Here is a 16,608-nt window from a genome sequence, read left to right as displayed (position 1 = left end):
GCGCTGCTGCCCACGACGAACAACCACGATCGTGCAGGCCATCCTCGCGCTGCACCACATCGAAGCCAACCCCCACGCAGGATGAAAATGGCTCAGAGTAGGAGGAGCGGCTGATTCATGCAGACCTGTCACTCTTTCGGGTTGTATGGACGGCATCCGGCCGAGTGGCTGACGGGCAGCGTCTGGGCAAGGTATGTCGGCTAGCCTGGCTGCTCGTTGATGAGGGTGCGCCGGGGCGGCGCAGCGTGACAACATAGCTCTCGTTCTGTGCGCCCACGCGTACCTCGCCGTCACCGCCGCCCACGCCAAAAAGGGGGCACCGAATCCGATGACGGCCTCATCCCACTTGCCCTCGGCGAGGTCCGCCGTCTGCTGGCACACCTGACCACCACGATCCGACCGTTCGACTACATACATCGATGGTCACGATGGCGACGCCGACACCAGTGCCGCGCCAGGACCGCCCACTACCAGCGAGGACTCCGACTTCATCAGGTGCGGCTGGAGTACTAGGCCCGAAGCTATGGAATCTCGGTGATGCCGTAGAGGAAACGTAGGCGATGTCCAGTGGTGTCGCTGTAGTGCCATGGCAGGTTGGCCCGTGATGGATTGTCTAGGGCTGCACTGCAACCAGGAGCACGGCTCATAGGTGTCAATCTCATTATCTGATCGAGGCATTGCAGGCTCGCCGGAAACACCCTGTTCACGAAATCACGAACGTCGACGACCAGCTGCCCGTCAAGCGGATCTGCGAGCTTGGGTGCGTTGGCGTTGCGGACGGTATAGCTGGCGCGGCCCGTGCCCTCTAGCCACTTCCCAGCAGTTGCGCCGCCCGGCGGTTGCACCCGTATTCCGAGATCCGCAACCGTCCATCTCGTGTGTCTCGCATGCAGGAACTCTCGCAACGCATCCTGTGTGTGCGCGTCCAGCGTGACATAGAACTGTCGGTTGTCCCTGGTGAGGTTGAGTGCCTCGTTGTGGACGCTGTTGCGTAGCCAGCGCAGAACCTGAAACACGTGCTGCATCTCGGTTCCAGGGGCGGTGTAGTCATAAAGATCCTTCGCAACCGGCTCCAACTTTTTTTGCCACTCCTTGTTGCCAGTCTTCTGCCAGCCGATGCGTTGCGGCTTGCTGCCCAAGCCGAGCACAAGGTCAGCAATGATGGCAGCGATATCGAACGCGCCCACGAGCGAGAACAACAACGAATCCAGATCGCATAGCATCTCCTCCGGCTCGGCATCGACCATGCTTGCCGATAGGGCGAAGACGCTGTCGCGAAACTGAAAGGCGCGCGAGATTCGGGTCAGCATCGTCTGGTTGAGCCGCTCCAAGGACAGGTCACGGCCAGGCGTGTTGTCATGCCAGGCCCGGCCCGCCTGATTCCAGCGCTCGAAGGCCGGCATCGCTGTGAAGGCAATGCTGCGACGCATTGACGTGGGATCCCACCGAATTTCGGAGCCACCAATGATGACTGGGTGGCGGTGCCAGCGCAGAAATAGCCCGATAAGCGCAAGCGCCTCATCCGGTGAAAACAGGTTGGCGAGGTGCTTGCCGTAAGGTCGGCTGCGCTCCGAAAGGAGCCACCGCCGGTCGGTTACGGTCACATCGGCCTCAAGTTCGTTGCCGAGGCGATAGAGCACAGCGCCATCGTGAGAATCGGCAGCGTCGATGCCATATCTGGTTGTGAGTTCGACTGCCTCCGCCTGGGCCCCGCTGTAGCAGTCGACCCCGCTGTAGTAGCCCCCGTCTGCGGTCTTCCGCTCGAAGGCCAACGTGTCATACATGCCGGGCTCACCGAAAACCACGTCCCCGACTTCGCGAAGCTCGTCGGATACCCTCAGGATCTCCAGCGCGGGGTGAACCAGGTAGCTGCGGAGCACCACCAACGCATCCGGAAAGCCCGTGCTGCCACCGCCGATAAACGGATAGCCGTGGTAATCGCCTTGGCCATCGACCGGCCCGCTGACGAGCGGTTGGTCGACAAGGACGCGGAGGCGCGGTGACAGCGTCTGGGCGAACGGGTTCGGCCCGTCGGCCCTGCGCAAGTACGGGAACACGTACCGGGGAATCGGCATAGGTCAACTAGACATCAGACTTCGGATGGGAGCGATCAGGAGACTGGCTGAAGGGGTGCACCGATCATCGCGCCACATGTGCGGCGCTGGCCACCCTGTCCCCGGTCAAGGAGCTGATCCTCGGCCGTCGCAGCGCACTCGCCGAAGCACTGATGCAGGGGGCACGGCAGACTACGGAGCGTGATGGACAACTGCAGGTGAGCAATCAGCGGCAGATGAGGGCGCTCAGGGGCTCGAATTCGGTCGGTGCCGGCAGAACAAATCACTGCCCCCTACGCCCGTCAATGCACTCCCGAAGAAGGTCCGCGTGGCCAAGGTGACGTGCATACTCTTCGATCATGTGGACCATGACTTCACGAAGCTCCACATCATTGTCTCCGCGGACGTCCAGCTCCGTTCGCGTGACGTAGTCGTCGGCGGAATCACATTGCCGTTGCCAATCCTCGAATGCCGTCTTGACCTCGGAGTCGGTGGGCGTCGGGAAGGTGAACTCCTCGCTGTGCAAGCCGTTGGGGCGAAACGGTCGAGGACCCCTGTTACCTTGCATCACGCGCTGAAACCATCCGTGCTCGACTGCAGCCATGTGTCGGACCAGCCCTAGAAGCGTCAGCTCCGACGGAGGAACAGCTCGTTTTGCGAGTTGCTCCGGCGTCAAACCGGCGCATTTGAGCTGCAGCGTTTGCCGCTGTATGCGCAGGTAATCGATCAACACGTCTCGCTCACCGTGGACGGCACCTTGGTCCCGCGGGTCCTCCGCTGGCGGGACGAACATGTTCTGCCAGCCGAAGCCTTTGCCAGCCCATTGATCAGTCATGGTTGGATCTTGCCCGCGACCTAGGAGGCGACGCAACGCGAAATGTCAAGGTCAAAGCCGTCGTTCGAGACGATCAAATGCACTCAACTCGGCAAATGCGCGCGTCGAGGAACGACCGGGCTTAGTAACAGCATCACGCAACGTCACCGGATCGGATCGCAGTCAGGCCAGACGGCGAACCGCCGGACGTAGACCGAACTCTTCGCCGGTGTGCACTCGAAGCGTACCTACCTCTGCACTCGGACCTGTACGTCGACAGGCCCTGACCCCGGAAGCGGGCAGGACCGCATGTGTCAGTCCTGCATCGCTGCGACGAGCCGGCGGAGGCCGGCGCGTTCTCGGCGGTTTTCGTGGGTGATCCACTCTTTGCCTTCGGCGGCGATGCCTTCCAGTACATGCAGGGTGCGATCGAGGCCCGAGGCGTCGAGGGAGACCTGGGAGGCGATGCGGTCGTCGTCGCCGAGTTCCGGCATGCCTGGCCACTCGCCGGTGATCGTCAGCTCGTCCCGGGGGTTGTTCGTCAGGGTTAGGGAGAGTTTCTTCTCGCCGTTGCGGGCATCGACGACGTGCGCCGCCACGACTGAGTTGTACTGGTAGGTGAGGCGCTGCTGGTCGCCGAATTCCGTGGTCTCGAAGTCGAGGGTGACCGTGACCTGCCGGACGCCGTCCTTGGTGAGCAGGAAGAGGAGAAGTTTGTATCGCGAGTAGCGCCAGGGTCCTTTGCTGACTCGGGCACGCTTGCACCCGGGCACGGGCGCCTCGATGAAGGCGTGCGCTATCACGTCCTGCGCGGTCACGCGGTAGTGCCGCAGTGTGTCCTGGACGAGGATCTTGCGATCGCAGTCGAGCCAGTGCGCCATCTCTGCGTCGTTCGGCTTCGATTCCAACTTGCGCACCCACCTGTCGTACGCCGCGCGCCGGTCCTCATAGTCGTGCCGGACCCGGACCAAGTCGTCTCGGTAGCGGTGGCCCTCGAGAAGGATCGCATACCAGCCCTGGATGGCGAGCCGAGCCCCGGCCACGACGCCGGCCGTCGCGATCGCCGTCGTGAACGGTGCTTCGACGAGGGCCTGCCACAGGAGTAGCGGCCCGGCCATCACCAGGGCGAACACGGCGGCGCCGAAGGCGGTCCGCGTCGAGGATGGCACTCGGGAGTTCTCGGGGTCCGCCGTGAGCTCACCGCTGAGCCACAGCCGCTTGACGTCGCTGGCGAGGAATCTCACTAGCCAGGCGACCCGCTTGGCGTCGACCGCTTGCTCCCGGTACAGCTCGACCAGCTCGTTGCGGAGGGACTGCCGGATGCCCGCCGTCTCCGCCAGCCACGTCTCGCGGGCCATGCCCTGCGGCAGGTAACGTCCGAAGTAGCGGTCGAACAGGGAGTCCATCGCTGAGGCGAACCGGTCAGACTGTGCGGGAACACGCTGAGGTGTGAAGGTGAGACGTTGGCGGGCCATCCGCCGTCGATGCTGAGCCAGCCTGATCGTGAATCCCGCCCGGATCGCCACGACGGCGGCTCCAAGAGCCACCATCAGGTAGCCGGCCGAGCGAAGCCACGAGTGCGCCCAAGCGTAGTTGACCACCAGTAGGCCCGTGATGAGGAGCAGCGCCGAGCCGCCTGAGGCACGCAGGTAGTCCGCCGCGTCGGTGCGGATCGGGGGCGGCGGAACCTGCCGGGGAGGTATCGGCTTGGACTGGAAGAACTTCCAGACGCGCTCTGCCCGGTCGTTGGCCGTCCTGTCCCGCCGGGCGGCCGCGAACGTCTTCTGCCAGGTCCAGTCCTGGTGCGGGCCGGCCAGGAAGACCTCGAGGTGGTTGAGGATGCTTTCCTGTAGGGGCGGGTTGAGCGATTCGAACTCCTTGACCACCGCACCGATCGCGGCCGGGTCGGGAGTCTCCGCCGTAGTCTGCGGCAGCGAGTCCAGCAGCGAGCCGACGACATTGATGCCCCGGGCCCAGGGATCTTCGGAGCGTTGCGTCGCCCAGCGGCGCACATGTGCCAACTGCGCGAGTTCCTGGTCCGTCAGGCTCTGCACGGTACGGCCGCTCAACAGTGCGAGCGCCAGATAGAAGTAGGCGCGGGAGTTCGTGTAGCCCCGGGCGACCGCTTTCATGATTAGCTCCCTCGCCTCGGAGGGGGCGCTGATCTCCAGGTAGCGGAGGCCGACCTCGAACTGCCGCTCAGGTGGGTCGTCCTCGCTGACGTGGTATCCGCCTTCGATATGGACCTCCTGGGCCTGGAAACCCACCCAGGCATCGCCGTCCGCAACGTTGGTGAACGATCTCTCCTGCGGTCCGGCACTCATGACAAAGCCCGCAGAGCCGCCATCAGCCCCGCGACCCGCGTGGCGAGGTCCGTCCAGTCCAGCAGCAGACCGCGCAACTTCCGCAGGGCCGTGGTCGCACGACTCCGTGCCTCGTCGTCGGCCGGAGGCACGTCGGCGGCGGCGGCATCCATCTCCTGCTCCGCCGCGCGGTACGTAACCGTGTCCACCTCACCCGCCTCATGGCATTTGCGGAGCGAGGCGCGCAAGTCTGCCAGCTGGTCCTGGAATGTCTCCCGGCCGGGACCGCCCGGCGCGCCGTAGACGGTCGCGTGGTGAACGGTATGTGCCTGAAATCCGACGTGCGCGTTGCCCTTGGCGACGTTTCTGACAGAGCCGGACATCAACGCATCACCTGCTTCTTTCCGAGGACGGCGAGGGGAGGAGGCATACTGCGCCCCGAGCTCCTGAGCGAGCGCGAGGGCGAAGGCCGCGGCGTTGGCGGCGGCACGCGGCTGCCAGTTCTCGCCGTCAGTGTGGACCTTGGTCCCGTCGGCACGGTCGCTGATGCCGCGGACGACGACGGCCGGCAGAGAGCGGTTCAGGTGGGCGGCCTGGGCCACCCCGGCCGACTCCATCTCCACCGCTAACGCGTCGTTGTAGTGATCACGAATGCGCGTCGCCTCGGGCGAGGACGCCGAGTCGAGGACGACCTCCCCAGCGGCGATTGGGCCGAACCGCACCTGGGGCACTACTCCGGCGAGGCCCCGCGCCCAGCCCCGCTCCCGCTCAAGATGCCGGGCGAGCTGATCACAGGCATGGGGGATCTCCCACACGCGAGGTCGGGTGCGGAACGCGTCGCTCTCGCTAGTGCCGCCGTGATAGGCGTACACGTGGGTGGCCACGACGACGTCGCCAAGGCCGACGGAGGGCCAGAGCGCCCCGGCCACGCCAGCGAAGATGACCGCTTCCGGATCGAACTCGGTCATGGCGCGCTCGGCGATGACGGCGGAGGGGTGGTTGCCCTTGCCGACAAGGCCGAGAATGATCTCACAGGAGCCTCCGGTCACGGTGCCACGCTCGAAGCGCGTGCCCATCGGATGTAGGTGCGGTTCGACTTTCGTGAGACGTTCGCGGACTGCGCTGTACTCGAGGTCCAGTGCGGTGAGCACGACCACAGGTCTGGTCATCTCTCGTCTCCTCCGGCTGCGACGGCCGAAGCCGTGCGGATCATGGGCGGGTAGAGGTTCCGGCACGGACCGGCGCGGTAGACGCGGGCCGGGCGGCCGGTGCCCGTGGCCCGGGGCGGGCCGGCGGGGACCACGAAGCCCTTCGTGCCCTGGACCTTGCGGTAGAAGTTGCGGGGGTCGAGCGGCGTGCCCCAGACGGCCTCGTAGACCTGCTGCAGCTCTGTGAGAGTGAAGACCTCGGGGCAGAAAGCGGTCGCGAGCCCCGTGTGCTCCAACTTGGAACGGGCACGCTCCACCCCGTCGACGACGATGCGTAGGTGGTCGAAGGCGAGCGGTACCCGCGCGTCGAGTACATCGTCGGCCGGCGTCCACTCGGCGGCTGCGGCGTCGGTTCCGGCGATGGGCTCGGGAAGGCGCGGCACGACGGCGAGGTGAGCGACGGAGACTACGCGTCCACGAGGGTCACGGTCAGGGTCGCCGTATGTACCGAGCTGCTCCAGGTGCGGGATGTCGGTGAGCCCCGCCTCCTCCCGCAGCTCCCGGCGGGCGGCGCTGAGGATGTCCTCGCGCTCATCGGCGAGGAACCCACCAGGCAGCGCCGCACGCCCAGCGAATGGCTCGACGCCGCGCCGCACGAGAAGCAGGTGCAGACGGCCACCGCGCAGGGTGAGGATCACGAGATCGACGGTGAGCAGGATCCGGGGTGGTTCCCAAGTGTCATCGGGCACCGCTCGACCATAGCTTTTTGTCGAGCTGACAAGAAGCCGTCCGAGCTGTCATGTCGCCGACACTTGAAGTAGCGTCCAGATCACCAAGAGTGAGTTCGGCGGTGACGTGGTCTCGCGGGGTGGTAGCGCGCATACGCCGCCGGGTGACGCTCTGGCCTCGGGCGTCCTTCGACGAGCCAGAGGGGGCCCGCGATGGGATCAGGCGGCGGGACCAGCGCCGGCACGGAGAATCGCAGCCATCATCACTTCGGTACGGAGCGTCGCCGAGTACGCCCCGTGGGGCACCAGCTCCGAGGTCAACGCTCTCGATGGCCCTCGGGCCTGGGTATGAACACAGGGGAGCGTCGAACTTCGCTGCGTACCGTCATTGACCCGGCTGGTTGCCGCCACCTACCCTCCGACGCATGCATACCTGTTTCCAGCAGGTATGCGGGATGTACGTGTCCGAGTCCCCCCTCGGACACAAAAACGCGGCGTTTGCGCCCAGTTCTACGTGCTGGTGGTCAAGCATGCTTGACCACGCGAATCTTCTCTTCTTCACGGTCGCTACTCGGTTGTTTCCGGGTGGTGGTGGCCGTGGTTGACACCTCGACAGGCCCGGTGATTCCACCGGCGGTCCTGTCTGACCTGGGGCCGGCGGCCGAGCGCTCGATGAGCGGTGGGTTGCGTCGTGGTCCGTTGCCGATGTCGTTGCTGCCGGAGCCGCGTACGAGTGCCCGCGTCTACGGTGTGGCCGCGTTGGAGGGCAGTGGCCGGCTGCGGGACCGGTTCGTGGTGGGTGCCCTGGGGTGGCGGCCGGGTACCCGGTTGGACATTCGGGAGCGCGCTGGGATCGTCGTGGTGCGTGGTGATGATCAGGGTGTGTTCCGGCTGACCGGTCAGGGGCATGTGCGTCTTCCCGCGGCGGTGCGGCATTGGTGCGCTCTACGGTCGGGCGATCGGCTCCTTCTGGTGGCGGATCCAGCGGTGGGGCTGCTGCTGGTGTGTCCGATGGCGACGCTGGACGAGATCGTCACTCAGGCCCATGCCGGTGTGTTGGCTGGTGGTGTGTCGTGAGTGGTGCGAGTCGAGCTGAGTTGGACGCGGCGCGGTTGTTGTTGGCGCGGATGGGCATCTCGGCGGCGGACCTGGTGGAAGCACCGGCGGACCGTCCATTGGTGCCGACGTTCGCGGAGTATGTGCCGGTGGTGTCGGCGGCGGTCAGTGTGGGGATGCGGCGGGCGCATGGCTCGTACTGGAAGCGGGTGGTGCAGCAGTGGGGGCAGCGTCGGCTTGATGAGCCGACGCCGTCGGAGATCGAGCAGCTCGGCGAGTACGTCAAGGCGCACGTGGTGGCTCGCCGTAATGCGCGGGGTGGGCGTAGTGCGGTGGAGCATCTGATCGCGGCGTTGCGGTGCCTGTACAAGCGGGCGGTGGCCGACGGCTACATCGCGGCGGGGGATGATCCGGCGGCGAAGGTGGCCAAGCCGCGTCGGTTGCCGAGTACGCGGCGGGCGGTGGCGGACAGCCGGTTGGCGGAGATCAACGAGGTCGCGGCCAGTACCGGGGATGATCCGGTGTTGGACAGTCTGCTGTTGCGGTTGCATACGGAGACGGCGTGTCGGCGGGGTGGGGCGTTGGCGTTGCGGCCGGTGGACCTGGATCCGGAGCAGTGCCTGATCCTGCTGCGGGAGAAAGGCGACACGGCGCGGTGGCAGCCGGTGTCGCCGACGCTGATGCGTCACCTGCAACGGCACGTCACCGACCGACACGCCCCGCCTGCGGGGCAGTTGTTGCGGTACCGCGACGGGCGACCGATCACCCGACGGCGTTACGACCATCTGTGGGTGCGGATCGGTGAGCACCTGCCGTGGGTGTATGTGCAGCAGATCAGCACCCACTGGCTGCGCCACACCACGTTGACGTGGGTAGAGCGGAACTTCGGCTACGCGGTAGCCCGCGAGTACGCCGGCCACTCCGACAGCGGCAGCAGCGCCGGTACGACGGCCACCTACGTGCGGGCAACGCTGCACGAGGTGGCGCGCGCCCTGGCGGCGTTGACCAACGAGCCACACCCTCTCGCCTGACCGATCAGACGAACGAAGGATGGTCACGCTGCTGGCGGCAGAGATTGCTGGTTAGAGCTGTGCCGCTAGCAGGGCCAGCCGAATTTAGGATGAGGTTGCCGAACGTTGCGGTCGGGGGCGGTAGTGGATCAGGGTGCCATCCCGTCGGCCTCCGACCCAGGCAAGCCGAGCGGGCCAGGGTCAGGGTGACGAGGCGGAGCGCCTAAGGGCGGTAAGCCGGCGGTACCTTGGAGTTGGCGATCGGTTGAAGAGGCGGAGAAGATCATGGTGAAGGAAGTGAACGAAACCGGCGTTGATGATCTCTAGCGGCCCAGGTCAGCTAGTCTGCTCCCCGCGCACGCGGGGGTGATCCCAACGTGGTGGTGGTCGACGTCCCGCCCGGTCACTGCTCCCCGCGCACGCGGGGGTGATCCATGGGTAAGCGCCGGTTTCGTCAAGGGCTCATGCGCCGCGGCGAGGCTGGCACGGCCGCAGGCCCGCTCGGAAGCAGATCCGGCCGTCCAGATCCGCCGCTGGTGGGGCAGGCCGTCACACCACCTGGGCAACACCTCCGCAGGCGGTAACTGCCCGGACATCTGGCAGTTGAGCAACGGGGACATGACGATGATCGAAGCGGATCTCAACGCCACCTGTCTCGGTCGACTGCCCGAAGAAGGGCTCTGTCGACCCGGGTGGGCGGCATATCATCATCCCCCGATCGACATGATCGCGGCGAAGGTGGACATCTCTGATGCGTGAACTCCTCGTGGGAGACCCAGGTGAGTTGCTGGACCTCGACGACCACAGCAATGTCCCGTCATGCGCTTCTCGGATAAGCCATCCGCAGGCATCGATGGTCTCGACAGGTGTGCTGCTCGCTGGAACGGTTCGTGGGGTGGTGCCATCGCGGCCGTGATCGAGAGAATCGAGCCCTTCGTCCGTCGGTGAGCGTGACGACCGAACCTGGACTGCTCGGACCCCAGATGATCCTCTCCATGCTCGTCTTTGAGTCTGGGGATCAGGGATCCAGGTGATCTAGGAACCCCCAGTGGGCACGGAAACCCCAGGGGGTTCCGAACCGCAAAATGCGAGCTAGATCGGCAAAACGGACAGTGAGTTGGGTGACAAGCATCAACGCATCACTATCTTCCCTGTTCGGGAACCGCTGCGCCCGGCCACTGCGCCGGGCGAGGATCGCAACGACTGGGGGGCGCGCGGGCGAGCGCGAACCGGCGCCGGGGCTGCGCCCGGCCACTGCGCCGGGCGAGGATCGCAACCATGCGGGCAAGACGCAAATGCACGCGGCCGTGTTGCAGCTGCGCCCGGCCACTGCGCCGGGCGAGGATCGCAACTCGTGCTGTGTCCGATCGCCACGGCGAACGTCTCCCTGGCTGCGCCCGGCCACTGCGCCGGGCGAGGATCGCAACATCGGCCGGCACGATCAACGTGCTGGACGCCTGCGCGCGCAGCGCTGCGCCCGGCCACTGCGCCGGGCGAGGATCGCAACATCGGCCGGTCCGCTGGGTCGCGTCGGTGGCGAGGAGCTGCGCCCGGCCACTGCGCCGGGCGAGGATCGCAACTGCACTCGGCAATGGCGGACTTCGCTCCCGCCGACGTGGCTGCGCCCGGCCGCTGCGCCGGGCGAGGATCGCAACCGCACCGGGTGCGCAACGTGGTGCACCCCGCCTCACCGGGTGCTGCGCCCGACCACTGCGCCGGGCGAGGATCGCAACACCGATGCCTCGCTGACCGGCGGCGGCGCGGTCGTGCTGCGCCCGGCCACTGCGCCGGGCGAGGATCGCAACACGAATCGCGGGTCATGGGTGACGCGGTCCTGGTCGAGCTGCGCCCGGCCGCTGCGCCGGGCGAGGATCGCAACTCCACCGCGAGGACGGCCTGCTGCCGCAGGGCGAGGTCGGCGCTGCGCCCGGCCGCTGCGCCGGGCGAGGATCGCAACGGCATCTGCACGCCGACGTTGAGCTGCCCGCCAACCTGCCGCGTCCAGCGAGTGGCTGTGTCTCGTTGCCATTCTCTGCTTGTCGCATCCGGTCCCACTCCGCTCCTGGTCGAGGTAGTAGACGTCGTGCCACTCAGCGTGAGCTGGCCTCGCTTGGAACACGCTCACCGTGAAACGTCTGCGACGGTCGCTGGGCAGCCTGAGCTAGGGGTTGCCCCCGAAGGAGACGCCGCCATGGATGTCGCGCGCCTGCACTGTCGAGCCGCTGACGTCGCCGGAGACGGTGTTCGTGACATCGCCCGGACCGGCGGCGATGACAGCCTGGGTGTGGGCGAAGCGAGTTCGGAACTGATCGTTAAATGTGGGATCCTGCCGGGCTGCGTGCGCGAGTAATGCGGCGAGGTGCCGGGCCGTGTGCAGGTCAGGGCGCCTCACGGCGACCTCGAGCGTCTCGCGGGAGGCGCGGTCGTGGCGAAATCGGTGCCGTAGGAACTCGGTGAGGTCGACGACGGCCGTTCGGGCGCTCTCGGCAAGGTTGGTGGTGGTCCAGGCGACCAGTGTGGTCGCTGCTGTCAGCATGAACGGGTCGTCCATCAGCACTCCCTGATCGCTGCACCGTCCGCTACAGGTTGGTCGAGCCACACTGTCATTCAATCCCCTGAATGTTACTATGAGTATTCAGCTCCGCACGCCTTCGGGGAGGTTGGTGTGACCGCACACCGCTGGGAAGCAGACCCGTCCGCCCAGCTCCACCGCCGGTGGGGCAAGTCGTCTCACGAGCTGGGTAACACCTCCGGCGACGGTAGCTGCCCGGACGTCTGGGAACTGAGCAACGGGGACGTGGCAGTGATCGGATACGACCTCACTGACAGCTACCTCGATCGACTGCCCGAAGGGGTCTCCGTCGACCCGGGAGAGCGGCTTATCATCATCCCCCGGTCGACCATGCTTGCGGCGAAGGTGGACATCCCTGATGCGTGAACTCCTCGGCGGAGACCCCGGCGAGTTGCTGGACCTCGACGACTACTGGGCCGACTTCGACCAGCGGTTCTGGAAGACCGGTCCGCCGGGCTTCTGGAAACTCGAGCGACAGCAGTCGTTCAAGGAGCCCCACGACGAGAGCTGGCAGGCATTCACCCAAGGCCGGTGGGAGGAATCGCTGAGGATCCTGAACGCCCGGCGCCCCGAATTCGAGGATTACTACCGGCGCATCACCGGCAGCGAATTCGCCACCCGCCGGGTGCGGGTGGTCCAGGAACCACTGACGCCGTACCTGCAATGGGAACTACACGTGCTGCGTCTCCGCCACGAGTACGGCGGCCTGACCCGGGTCATCGACAGCGCCCGGGCCACCGACGTGGAGACCGACGGACCGCTGCCGGAGATCTACACCCTCGGCACGGACGTCATGTATGAAGCCGTCTACGACGCCGACGGAGTCTTGGAAGCAGCCCGACGCTGGCGCAACCCCGCCATTGTGACGCGGTGCCAGCAACTCATCGAATCGCTCTACCACGACGGCGAGCCGCTGGACGACTACTTCACGCGGGCCGTGGCGCCGTTGGAACCCCCGCGCTTGGACTGAACCATGGCCGGCACAGGCGCGGATGGGCGACACCCCGAACACGTTAACCAGTCCGCGCTGTCCGGGCCCGCCGACCTCGTGCAGGCCCGCGACGTGTACGGCGGGGTGCATTTCCACTCCGGTGACCCGCAAGCTGTGCACCCGACTCCCCGCCAATTGCCCGGCGACGTTCGCGGCTTCGTCAACCGCGTCGAGGAACTGGGCTCACTGAACCGGATGCTCACCGACGACGCCGTCACCACCACCCTCGTCGTCCTCTGCGGCACCGCCGGCGTGGGCAAGACCGCCCTGGCCCTGCGCTGGGCACACGAGGTGCAGCACCGCTTTCCCGACGGCCAGCTCTACGCCAACCTCCGGGGACACGATCCCGGCGAACCGAGCCGACCCGACCAGGTGCTCGACCGTTTCCTCCGGGCGCTGGGCGTGCCACCGTCAGCCGTACCGACCGACGCGGAGGACCGCGAGGCGTTGTACCGCTCCCAACTCGCCGACCGACGCATGCTGATCCTGCTGGACAATGCCGCCACCGTGCGGCAGATACGCCCGCTGCTGCCCGGCACCAGCGGCTGCCTGGTGATCGTCACGAGCCGCACCATGCTCTCCGGCCTCGTCAGCCGTGACGGAGGCCGACGCTTGAGTCTGCGCATCCTGTCCGAGGACGACGCGGTGACGCTACTGCAGGACGTGACCGCCGGATACCGCGCCGACGACGACCCCGGGGAGATGGCCGAACTCGCCCGGCTGTGCGCCAGGTTGCCACTGGCGCTGCGCATCGCCGCCGAACGGGCAGCGAGCAGGCCCCACATGCCCCTCGCCGAACTCATCCAGGACCTCCGCGACGAATCAGCACTGTGGGACGCCCTCACCGCGGAAGAAGGCGACGAAGCCGACGCCGTCCGCTGCGTCTTCGCCTGGTCCTACCGGGCACTCGACACATCAGCAGCGCGACTGTTTCGCCTGATCGGCCTCCACCCCGGCACGGACTTCGGTGTACCGGCCGCCGCCGCGCTCGCCGACATGCCCCTGCCGCAGGTCCGCCAGCCACTCGACGCGCTCGTCGGCGCCCACCTGCTCGAACAGAGCGCACCCGGCCGCTACCAACTACACGACCTCCTGCGTGCCTACGCCGTCGACCAGGTCAAACACCTCGAAAGCCAGGAGAGTCGCCACGCGGCACTCATCCGCATCCTCACCTGGTACCTCCACACGGCCGACGCCGCACTGGCCCGCTCACTCCCGTTCTACCGGACGGTACCGCTGGAACCACCGACCGACGTCACACCGCTGCACTTCACCACACCCGACCAGGCCGACGCGTGGTTCACCGCCGAGCAGGACAACCTCGTCGCCGCCACCCGCACCGCCGCCGAAGCCGGCCAACCACAGATCGCCTGGCACCTGTCCATCCTGCTCCGCAGCATCTTCATGCACCGCAACGCCTTCGATGCCTGGTTCACCACTGCGCACACCGGCCTGGCAGCGGCCCGGTCGATGGCCGACCGCCGCGCCGAAGCGGACGCGCAGGAAAGCCTGGGAAAGGCACACTTCCAGGCCCGCCACCTGACCGAGGCAGCCGAGCACCACCAGGCGGCGCTGGCGATCCGCCGGGACATCGGCGACGAACACGGCATCGCCGTATCGATTAACGCACTGGGCCTGCTGGCGCTGCGGCATCGCCGCCTCGACGAGGCACTGGCCCACTTCGGAGAAAGCCTCGACATCGTCACCCGACGCGATGACCGGCGATGGCAGGCCCTCATGCTCAGCAACCTCGCCGAGACCCGATACGAACTCGGTGACCTCACCGAGGCCATGCACCTGCTGGAACAAGCACTCACCGTGCAACGGGACATCGACGACCGAGGCCAGGAAGGCAACTCGCTGTTCTTCCTCAGCATGACGTTGCGGGAACTCGGCCGCACCGACGAAGCCCTCACCGCCATCACCGCAGCGCTCGCCATCGCCGAACGCGGCACCACCCTCTGGCTGGCACACTGGCTGGTCGAATACGCCCGCGTCCGGCGGGCCACCGACCAACCCGCCCAAGCGCTGGAAGCAGCACACCGCGCCGCCACAATCCAACGTCAACTCGGTGACCTCAGCCGAGAGGCAATGGCGCTCGACGGCGCCGGCGAGGCGTACCGCGACATGGGGCAGCCGGAGCAGGCCGTCGCCTTCCACCGTCGTGTGGCAGCCGTGCACCGCCGGCTCGGCGACCACTGGCAACTCGCCCAGACATTGGACCATCTCGCGGCGGCACTGACCGACGCCGGAAATCCCGAGGAAGCACACCGGTGGCGACGGGAGACAGTCGCACTGCTCGAAGGCTTCCCAGACCTCCGAGCGACACGACTACGGCGCCGAATCGAGGCAGAACTGCGAGGCCTTGGTAGGTGAGAAGCCTCGCGGCGGAACCTGAATCAACGCCCGCTAGAGGCGGCCCCACCTTCTTCACCTACTCCCTACCCGACGACAGCGGTCGCAGTGAACTTGATCCGGTGGTCACTGCATCTACCGTGCACGTGACGGGCTGCCGGTAGTCGGCCAGTTAAAGGGCGCGCTAGGGCCTCGCCACCCGGATACCGTGATCAGTCCCGACACCGCGCCGAGGATGCTGGAGCGACTGTGGGTCGGGAAAGGGGCCAAGCTACTGTCGAAGCTGGGGCCGCCATGGTCATGTTCCTCTTCGTTGGTCGGGCGGGGTTGATCTAGGATCCCCCAGTAAACACGGAAACCCCAGGGGGTTCCGAGCCGCAAAATACGAGCTAGATCGGCAAAACGGACAGCGGGCAGGGCCAGCAAGCATCAATGCATCGCTATTTTTCCTGCTCGCGAACCGCTGCGCCCGGCCACTGCGCCGGGCGAGGATCGCAACTCGTACAGGGCGCGCCGCGCCACCAGCGAGAAGATGCGCTGCGCCCGGCCACTGCGCCGGGCGAGGATCGCAACATTGCGAGTGCCGCTCAGCTTCTCCCAGTGCGCCAGGTCGCTGCGCCCGGCCACTGCGCCGGGCGAGGATCGCAACGTGCCCGGTTGTGGGCGGGTGGTGCGCCGGGATGTCGAGCTGCGCCCGGCCACTGCGCCGGGCGAGGATCGCAACTCAGTCCATCCGTTCCCACAGCGGAAATCCGCCGGTCGCTGCGCCCGGCCACTGCGCCGGGCGAGGATCGCAACTCTGCCTCCTTGTCGCAACTCGGGCAGGAGTCGGTGAGCTGCGCCCGGCCACTGCGCCGGGCGAGGATCGCAACGCCACCTCGCCGGAGCAGAGGCCGACCTCGTCGACCCGGCTGCGCCCGGCCACTGCGCCGGGCGAGGATCGCAACTCAGACGAACCGGATCCGGCCGGCCACGTCGGCGCGCCGCTGCGCCCGGCCACTGCGCCGGGCGAGGATCGCAACCCGGCCATGGACCATGCCTGGCAGGGCGGGGAGGCGATGGCTGCGCCCGGCCACTGCGCCGGGCGAGGATCGCAACATCTCTGGGGTGTCTCCTTTGCTCCGGTGTCCCAGTGCTGCTGCGCCCGGCCACTGCGCCGGGCGAGGATCGCAACTGGACGTTCAACGAGTAAGCCGCGATGGTCCCTGCGGCTGCGCCCGGCCACCGCGCTAGGCGAGGATCGCAACGAGTCGAAGTTTGGCCGAGCCCCGAACGAGCTGGAGGTGCTGCGCCCGGCCACTGCGCCGGGCGAGGATCGCAACGCGTACGCGGGGATCGAGCTGGCGCGCGTCGACATTGCTTCGCCCCGGGGCAAAACGCGCTGGGCGGAGATCGGAACGAGACTTCGGCGTGGCAAATGCAGCGTTGCCGGGTATGGCTACCTTGCCGGGTGGAGATCGCATCGACAATCGAGTTACCTGTGCCAGCAGCTGTGCGACAGCCGGCAAAGGGTGGCGGCTGCGTCACGTCTACCTGCGACACGCCGAAGGGTAGCGTCCGTCGATTATGTAGGAACC

Annotated in this window: 12 protein-coding genes, 1 pseudogene and 2 CRISPR repeat arrays; of the genes and pseudogenes, 7 read left to right on the top strand and 6 right to left on the bottom strand. The window is 66.8% G+C overall.

Annotated elements, in window-relative coordinates; all coding sequences use genetic code 11:
• A pseudogene (locus ACIBMZ_RS29365) lies at positions 1 to 85 on the top strand (IS5/IS1182 family transposase); the annotation flags it as partial.
• 436 nt (positions 86 to 521) lie between these two features.
• Here the strand turns inward: ACIBMZ_RS29365 and ACIBMZ_RS29360 are convergent.
• The 5 genes from ACIBMZ_RS29360 to ACIBMZ_RS29340 all read right to left on the bottom strand — a co-directional run bounded on the left by ACIBMZ_RS29360 (position 522) and on the right by ACIBMZ_RS29340 (position 7,068).
• Positions 522 to 2,075, bottom strand: a complete 1,554-nt coding sequence (locus tag ACIBMZ_RS29360) for a hypothetical protein (RefSeq protein WP_396699366.1) — start codon at positions 2,073 to 2,075, stop codon at positions 522 to 524.
• 262 nt (positions 2,076 to 2,337) lie between these two features.
• On the bottom strand, positions 2,338 to 2,889 hold the full coding sequence (locus ACIBMZ_RS29355) for a DinB family protein (protein ID WP_396699364.1): 552 nt from the start codon (positions 2,887 to 2,889) through the stop codon (positions 2,338 to 2,340).
• A gap of 293 nt (positions 2,890 to 3,182) precedes the next feature.
• Positions 3,183 to 5,192 (bottom strand): hypothetical protein, encoded by a 2,010-nt coding sequence (locus ACIBMZ_RS29350; protein ID WP_396699362.1) that lies wholly within the window; start codon positions 5,190 to 5,192, stop codon positions 3,183 to 3,185.
• The gene (locus ACIBMZ_RS29345) at positions 5,189 to 6,340 is read right to left on the bottom strand and encodes a purine phosphorylase (protein WP_396699360.1); all 1,152 of its coding nucleotides are present in this window, start codon (positions 6,338 to 6,340) and stop codon (positions 5,189 to 5,191) included. Before ACIBMZ_RS29345 ends, ACIBMZ_RS29350 begins: the two co-directional genes overlap by 4 nt.
• Complete coding sequence (locus tag ACIBMZ_RS29340; RefSeq protein ID WP_396699358.1) at positions 6,337 to 7,068, bottom strand: NUDIX domain-containing protein; 732 nt, start codon at positions 7,066 to 7,068, stop codon at positions 6,337 to 6,339. The genes ACIBMZ_RS29345 and ACIBMZ_RS29340 overlap by 4 nt, the downstream gene beginning before the upstream one ends.
• A gap of 576 nt (positions 7,069 to 7,644) precedes the next feature.
• On the opposite strand from ACIBMZ_RS29340, the gene ACIBMZ_RS29335 reads away from it, so the two are divergent.
• The 3 genes from ACIBMZ_RS29335 (at position 7,645) to ACIBMZ_RS29325 (ending at position 9,872) form a co-directional block, all read left to right on the top strand.
• On the top strand, positions 7,645 to 8,124 hold the full coding sequence (locus ACIBMZ_RS29335) for a hypothetical protein (protein ID WP_396699356.1): 480 nt from the start codon (positions 7,645 to 7,647) through the stop codon (positions 8,122 to 8,124).
• On the top strand, positions 8,121 to 9,134 hold the full coding sequence (locus ACIBMZ_RS29330; RefSeq protein ID WP_396699354.1) for a tyrosine-type recombinase/integrase: 1,014 nt from the start codon (positions 8,121 to 8,123) through the stop codon (positions 9,132 to 9,134). Before ACIBMZ_RS29335 ends, ACIBMZ_RS29330 begins: the two co-directional genes overlap by 4 nt.
• Positions 9,135 to 9,731: 597 nt before the next feature.
• A complete protein-coding gene (locus ACIBMZ_RS29325; RefSeq protein ID WP_396699353.1) occupies positions 9,732 to 9,872 on the top strand; it encodes a hypothetical protein in 141 nt (46 codons plus the stop codon).
• Between the two features lie 405 nt (positions 9,873 to 10,277).
• Positions 10,278 to 11,070: direct repeats of the CRISPR family, unit length 37 nt; unit sequence GCTGCGCCCGGCCACTGCGCCGGGCGAGGATCGCAAC.
• A 204-nt stretch (positions 11,071 to 11,274) separates the two neighbouring features.
• Here ACIBMZ_RS29325 and ACIBMZ_RS29320 read toward each other — a convergent pair.
• Positions 11,275 to 11,664, bottom strand: coding sequence for a hypothetical protein (locus ACIBMZ_RS29320; RefSeq protein ID WP_396699350.1), 390 nt, complete (start codon positions 11,662 to 11,664; stop codon positions 11,275 to 11,277).
• A 114-nt stretch (positions 11,665 to 11,778) separates the two neighbouring features.
• Here ACIBMZ_RS29320 and ACIBMZ_RS29315 point away from each other — a divergent pair, with 114 nt between their 5' ends.
• Genes ACIBMZ_RS29315 through ACIBMZ_RS29305 form a run of 3 tightly spaced genes read left to right on the top strand, consistent with a single transcriptional unit; the run spans position 11,779 to position 15,052 of the window.
• Complete coding sequence (locus ACIBMZ_RS29315) at positions 11,779 to 12,051, top strand: hypothetical protein (protein WP_396699348.1); 273 nt, start codon at positions 11,779 to 11,781, stop codon at positions 12,049 to 12,051.
• Positions 12,044 to 12,655 (top strand): DUF6879 family protein, encoded by a 612-nt coding sequence (locus tag ACIBMZ_RS29310; RefSeq protein ID WP_396699346.1) that lies wholly within the window; start codon positions 12,044 to 12,046, stop codon positions 12,653 to 12,655. Before ACIBMZ_RS29315 ends, ACIBMZ_RS29310 begins: the two co-directional genes overlap by 8 nt.
• 3 nt (positions 12,656 to 12,658) lie before the next feature.
• Complete coding sequence (locus ACIBMZ_RS29305; RefSeq protein WP_396699344.1) at positions 12,659 to 15,052, top strand: ATP-binding protein; 2,394 nt, start codon at positions 12,659 to 12,661, stop codon at positions 15,050 to 15,052.
• A gap of 441 nt (positions 15,053 to 15,493) precedes the next feature.
• Positions 15,494 to 16,353: direct repeats of the CRISPR family, unit length 37 nt; unit sequence GCTGCGCCCGGCCACTGCGCCGGGCGAGGATCGCAAC.
• Between the last annotated feature and the right edge of the window lie 255 nt (positions 16,354 to 16,608).

Source organism: Micromonospora sp. NPDC049900 (genome assembly GCF_044461025.1).
GTDB lineage: Bacteria > Actinomycetota > Actinomycetes > Mycobacteriales > Micromonosporaceae > Micromonospora.
This window is presented reverse-complemented; position numbering and strand designations above follow the sequence as displayed.

Bases quoted from the DNA above. Each gene is read 5' to 3' on its own strand.
- ACIBMZ_RS29360 (WP_396699366.1), bottom strand. From the start codon at position 2,075: ATGCCGATTCCCCGGTACGTGTTCCCGTACTTGCGCAGGGCCGACGGG.
- ACIBMZ_RS29355 (WP_396699364.1), bottom strand. From the start codon at position 2,889: ATGACTGATCAATGGGCTGGCAAAGGCTTCGGCTGGCAGAACATGTTC.
- ACIBMZ_RS29350 (WP_396699362.1), bottom strand. From the start codon at position 5,192: ATGAGTGCCGGACCGCAGGAGAGATCGTTCACCAACGTTGCGGACGGC.
- ACIBMZ_RS29345 (WP_396699360.1), bottom strand. From the start codon at position 6,340: ATGACCAGACCTGTGGTCGTGCTCACCGCACTGGACCTCGAGTACAGC.
- ACIBMZ_RS29325 (WP_396699353.1), top strand. From the start codon at position 9,732: ATGACGATGATCGAAGCGGATCTCAACGCCACCTGTCTCGGTCGACTG.
- ACIBMZ_RS29320 (WP_396699350.1), bottom strand. From the start codon at position 11,664: ATGGACGACCCGTTCATGCTGACAGCAGCGACCACACTGGTCGCCTGG.
- ACIBMZ_RS29310 (WP_396699346.1), top strand. From the start codon at position 12,044: ATGCGTGAACTCCTCGGCGGAGACCCCGGCGAGTTGCTGGACCTCGAC.
- ACIBMZ_RS29305 (WP_396699344.1), top strand. From the start codon at position 12,659: ATGGCCGGCACAGGCGCGGATGGGCGACACCCCGAACACGTTAACCAG.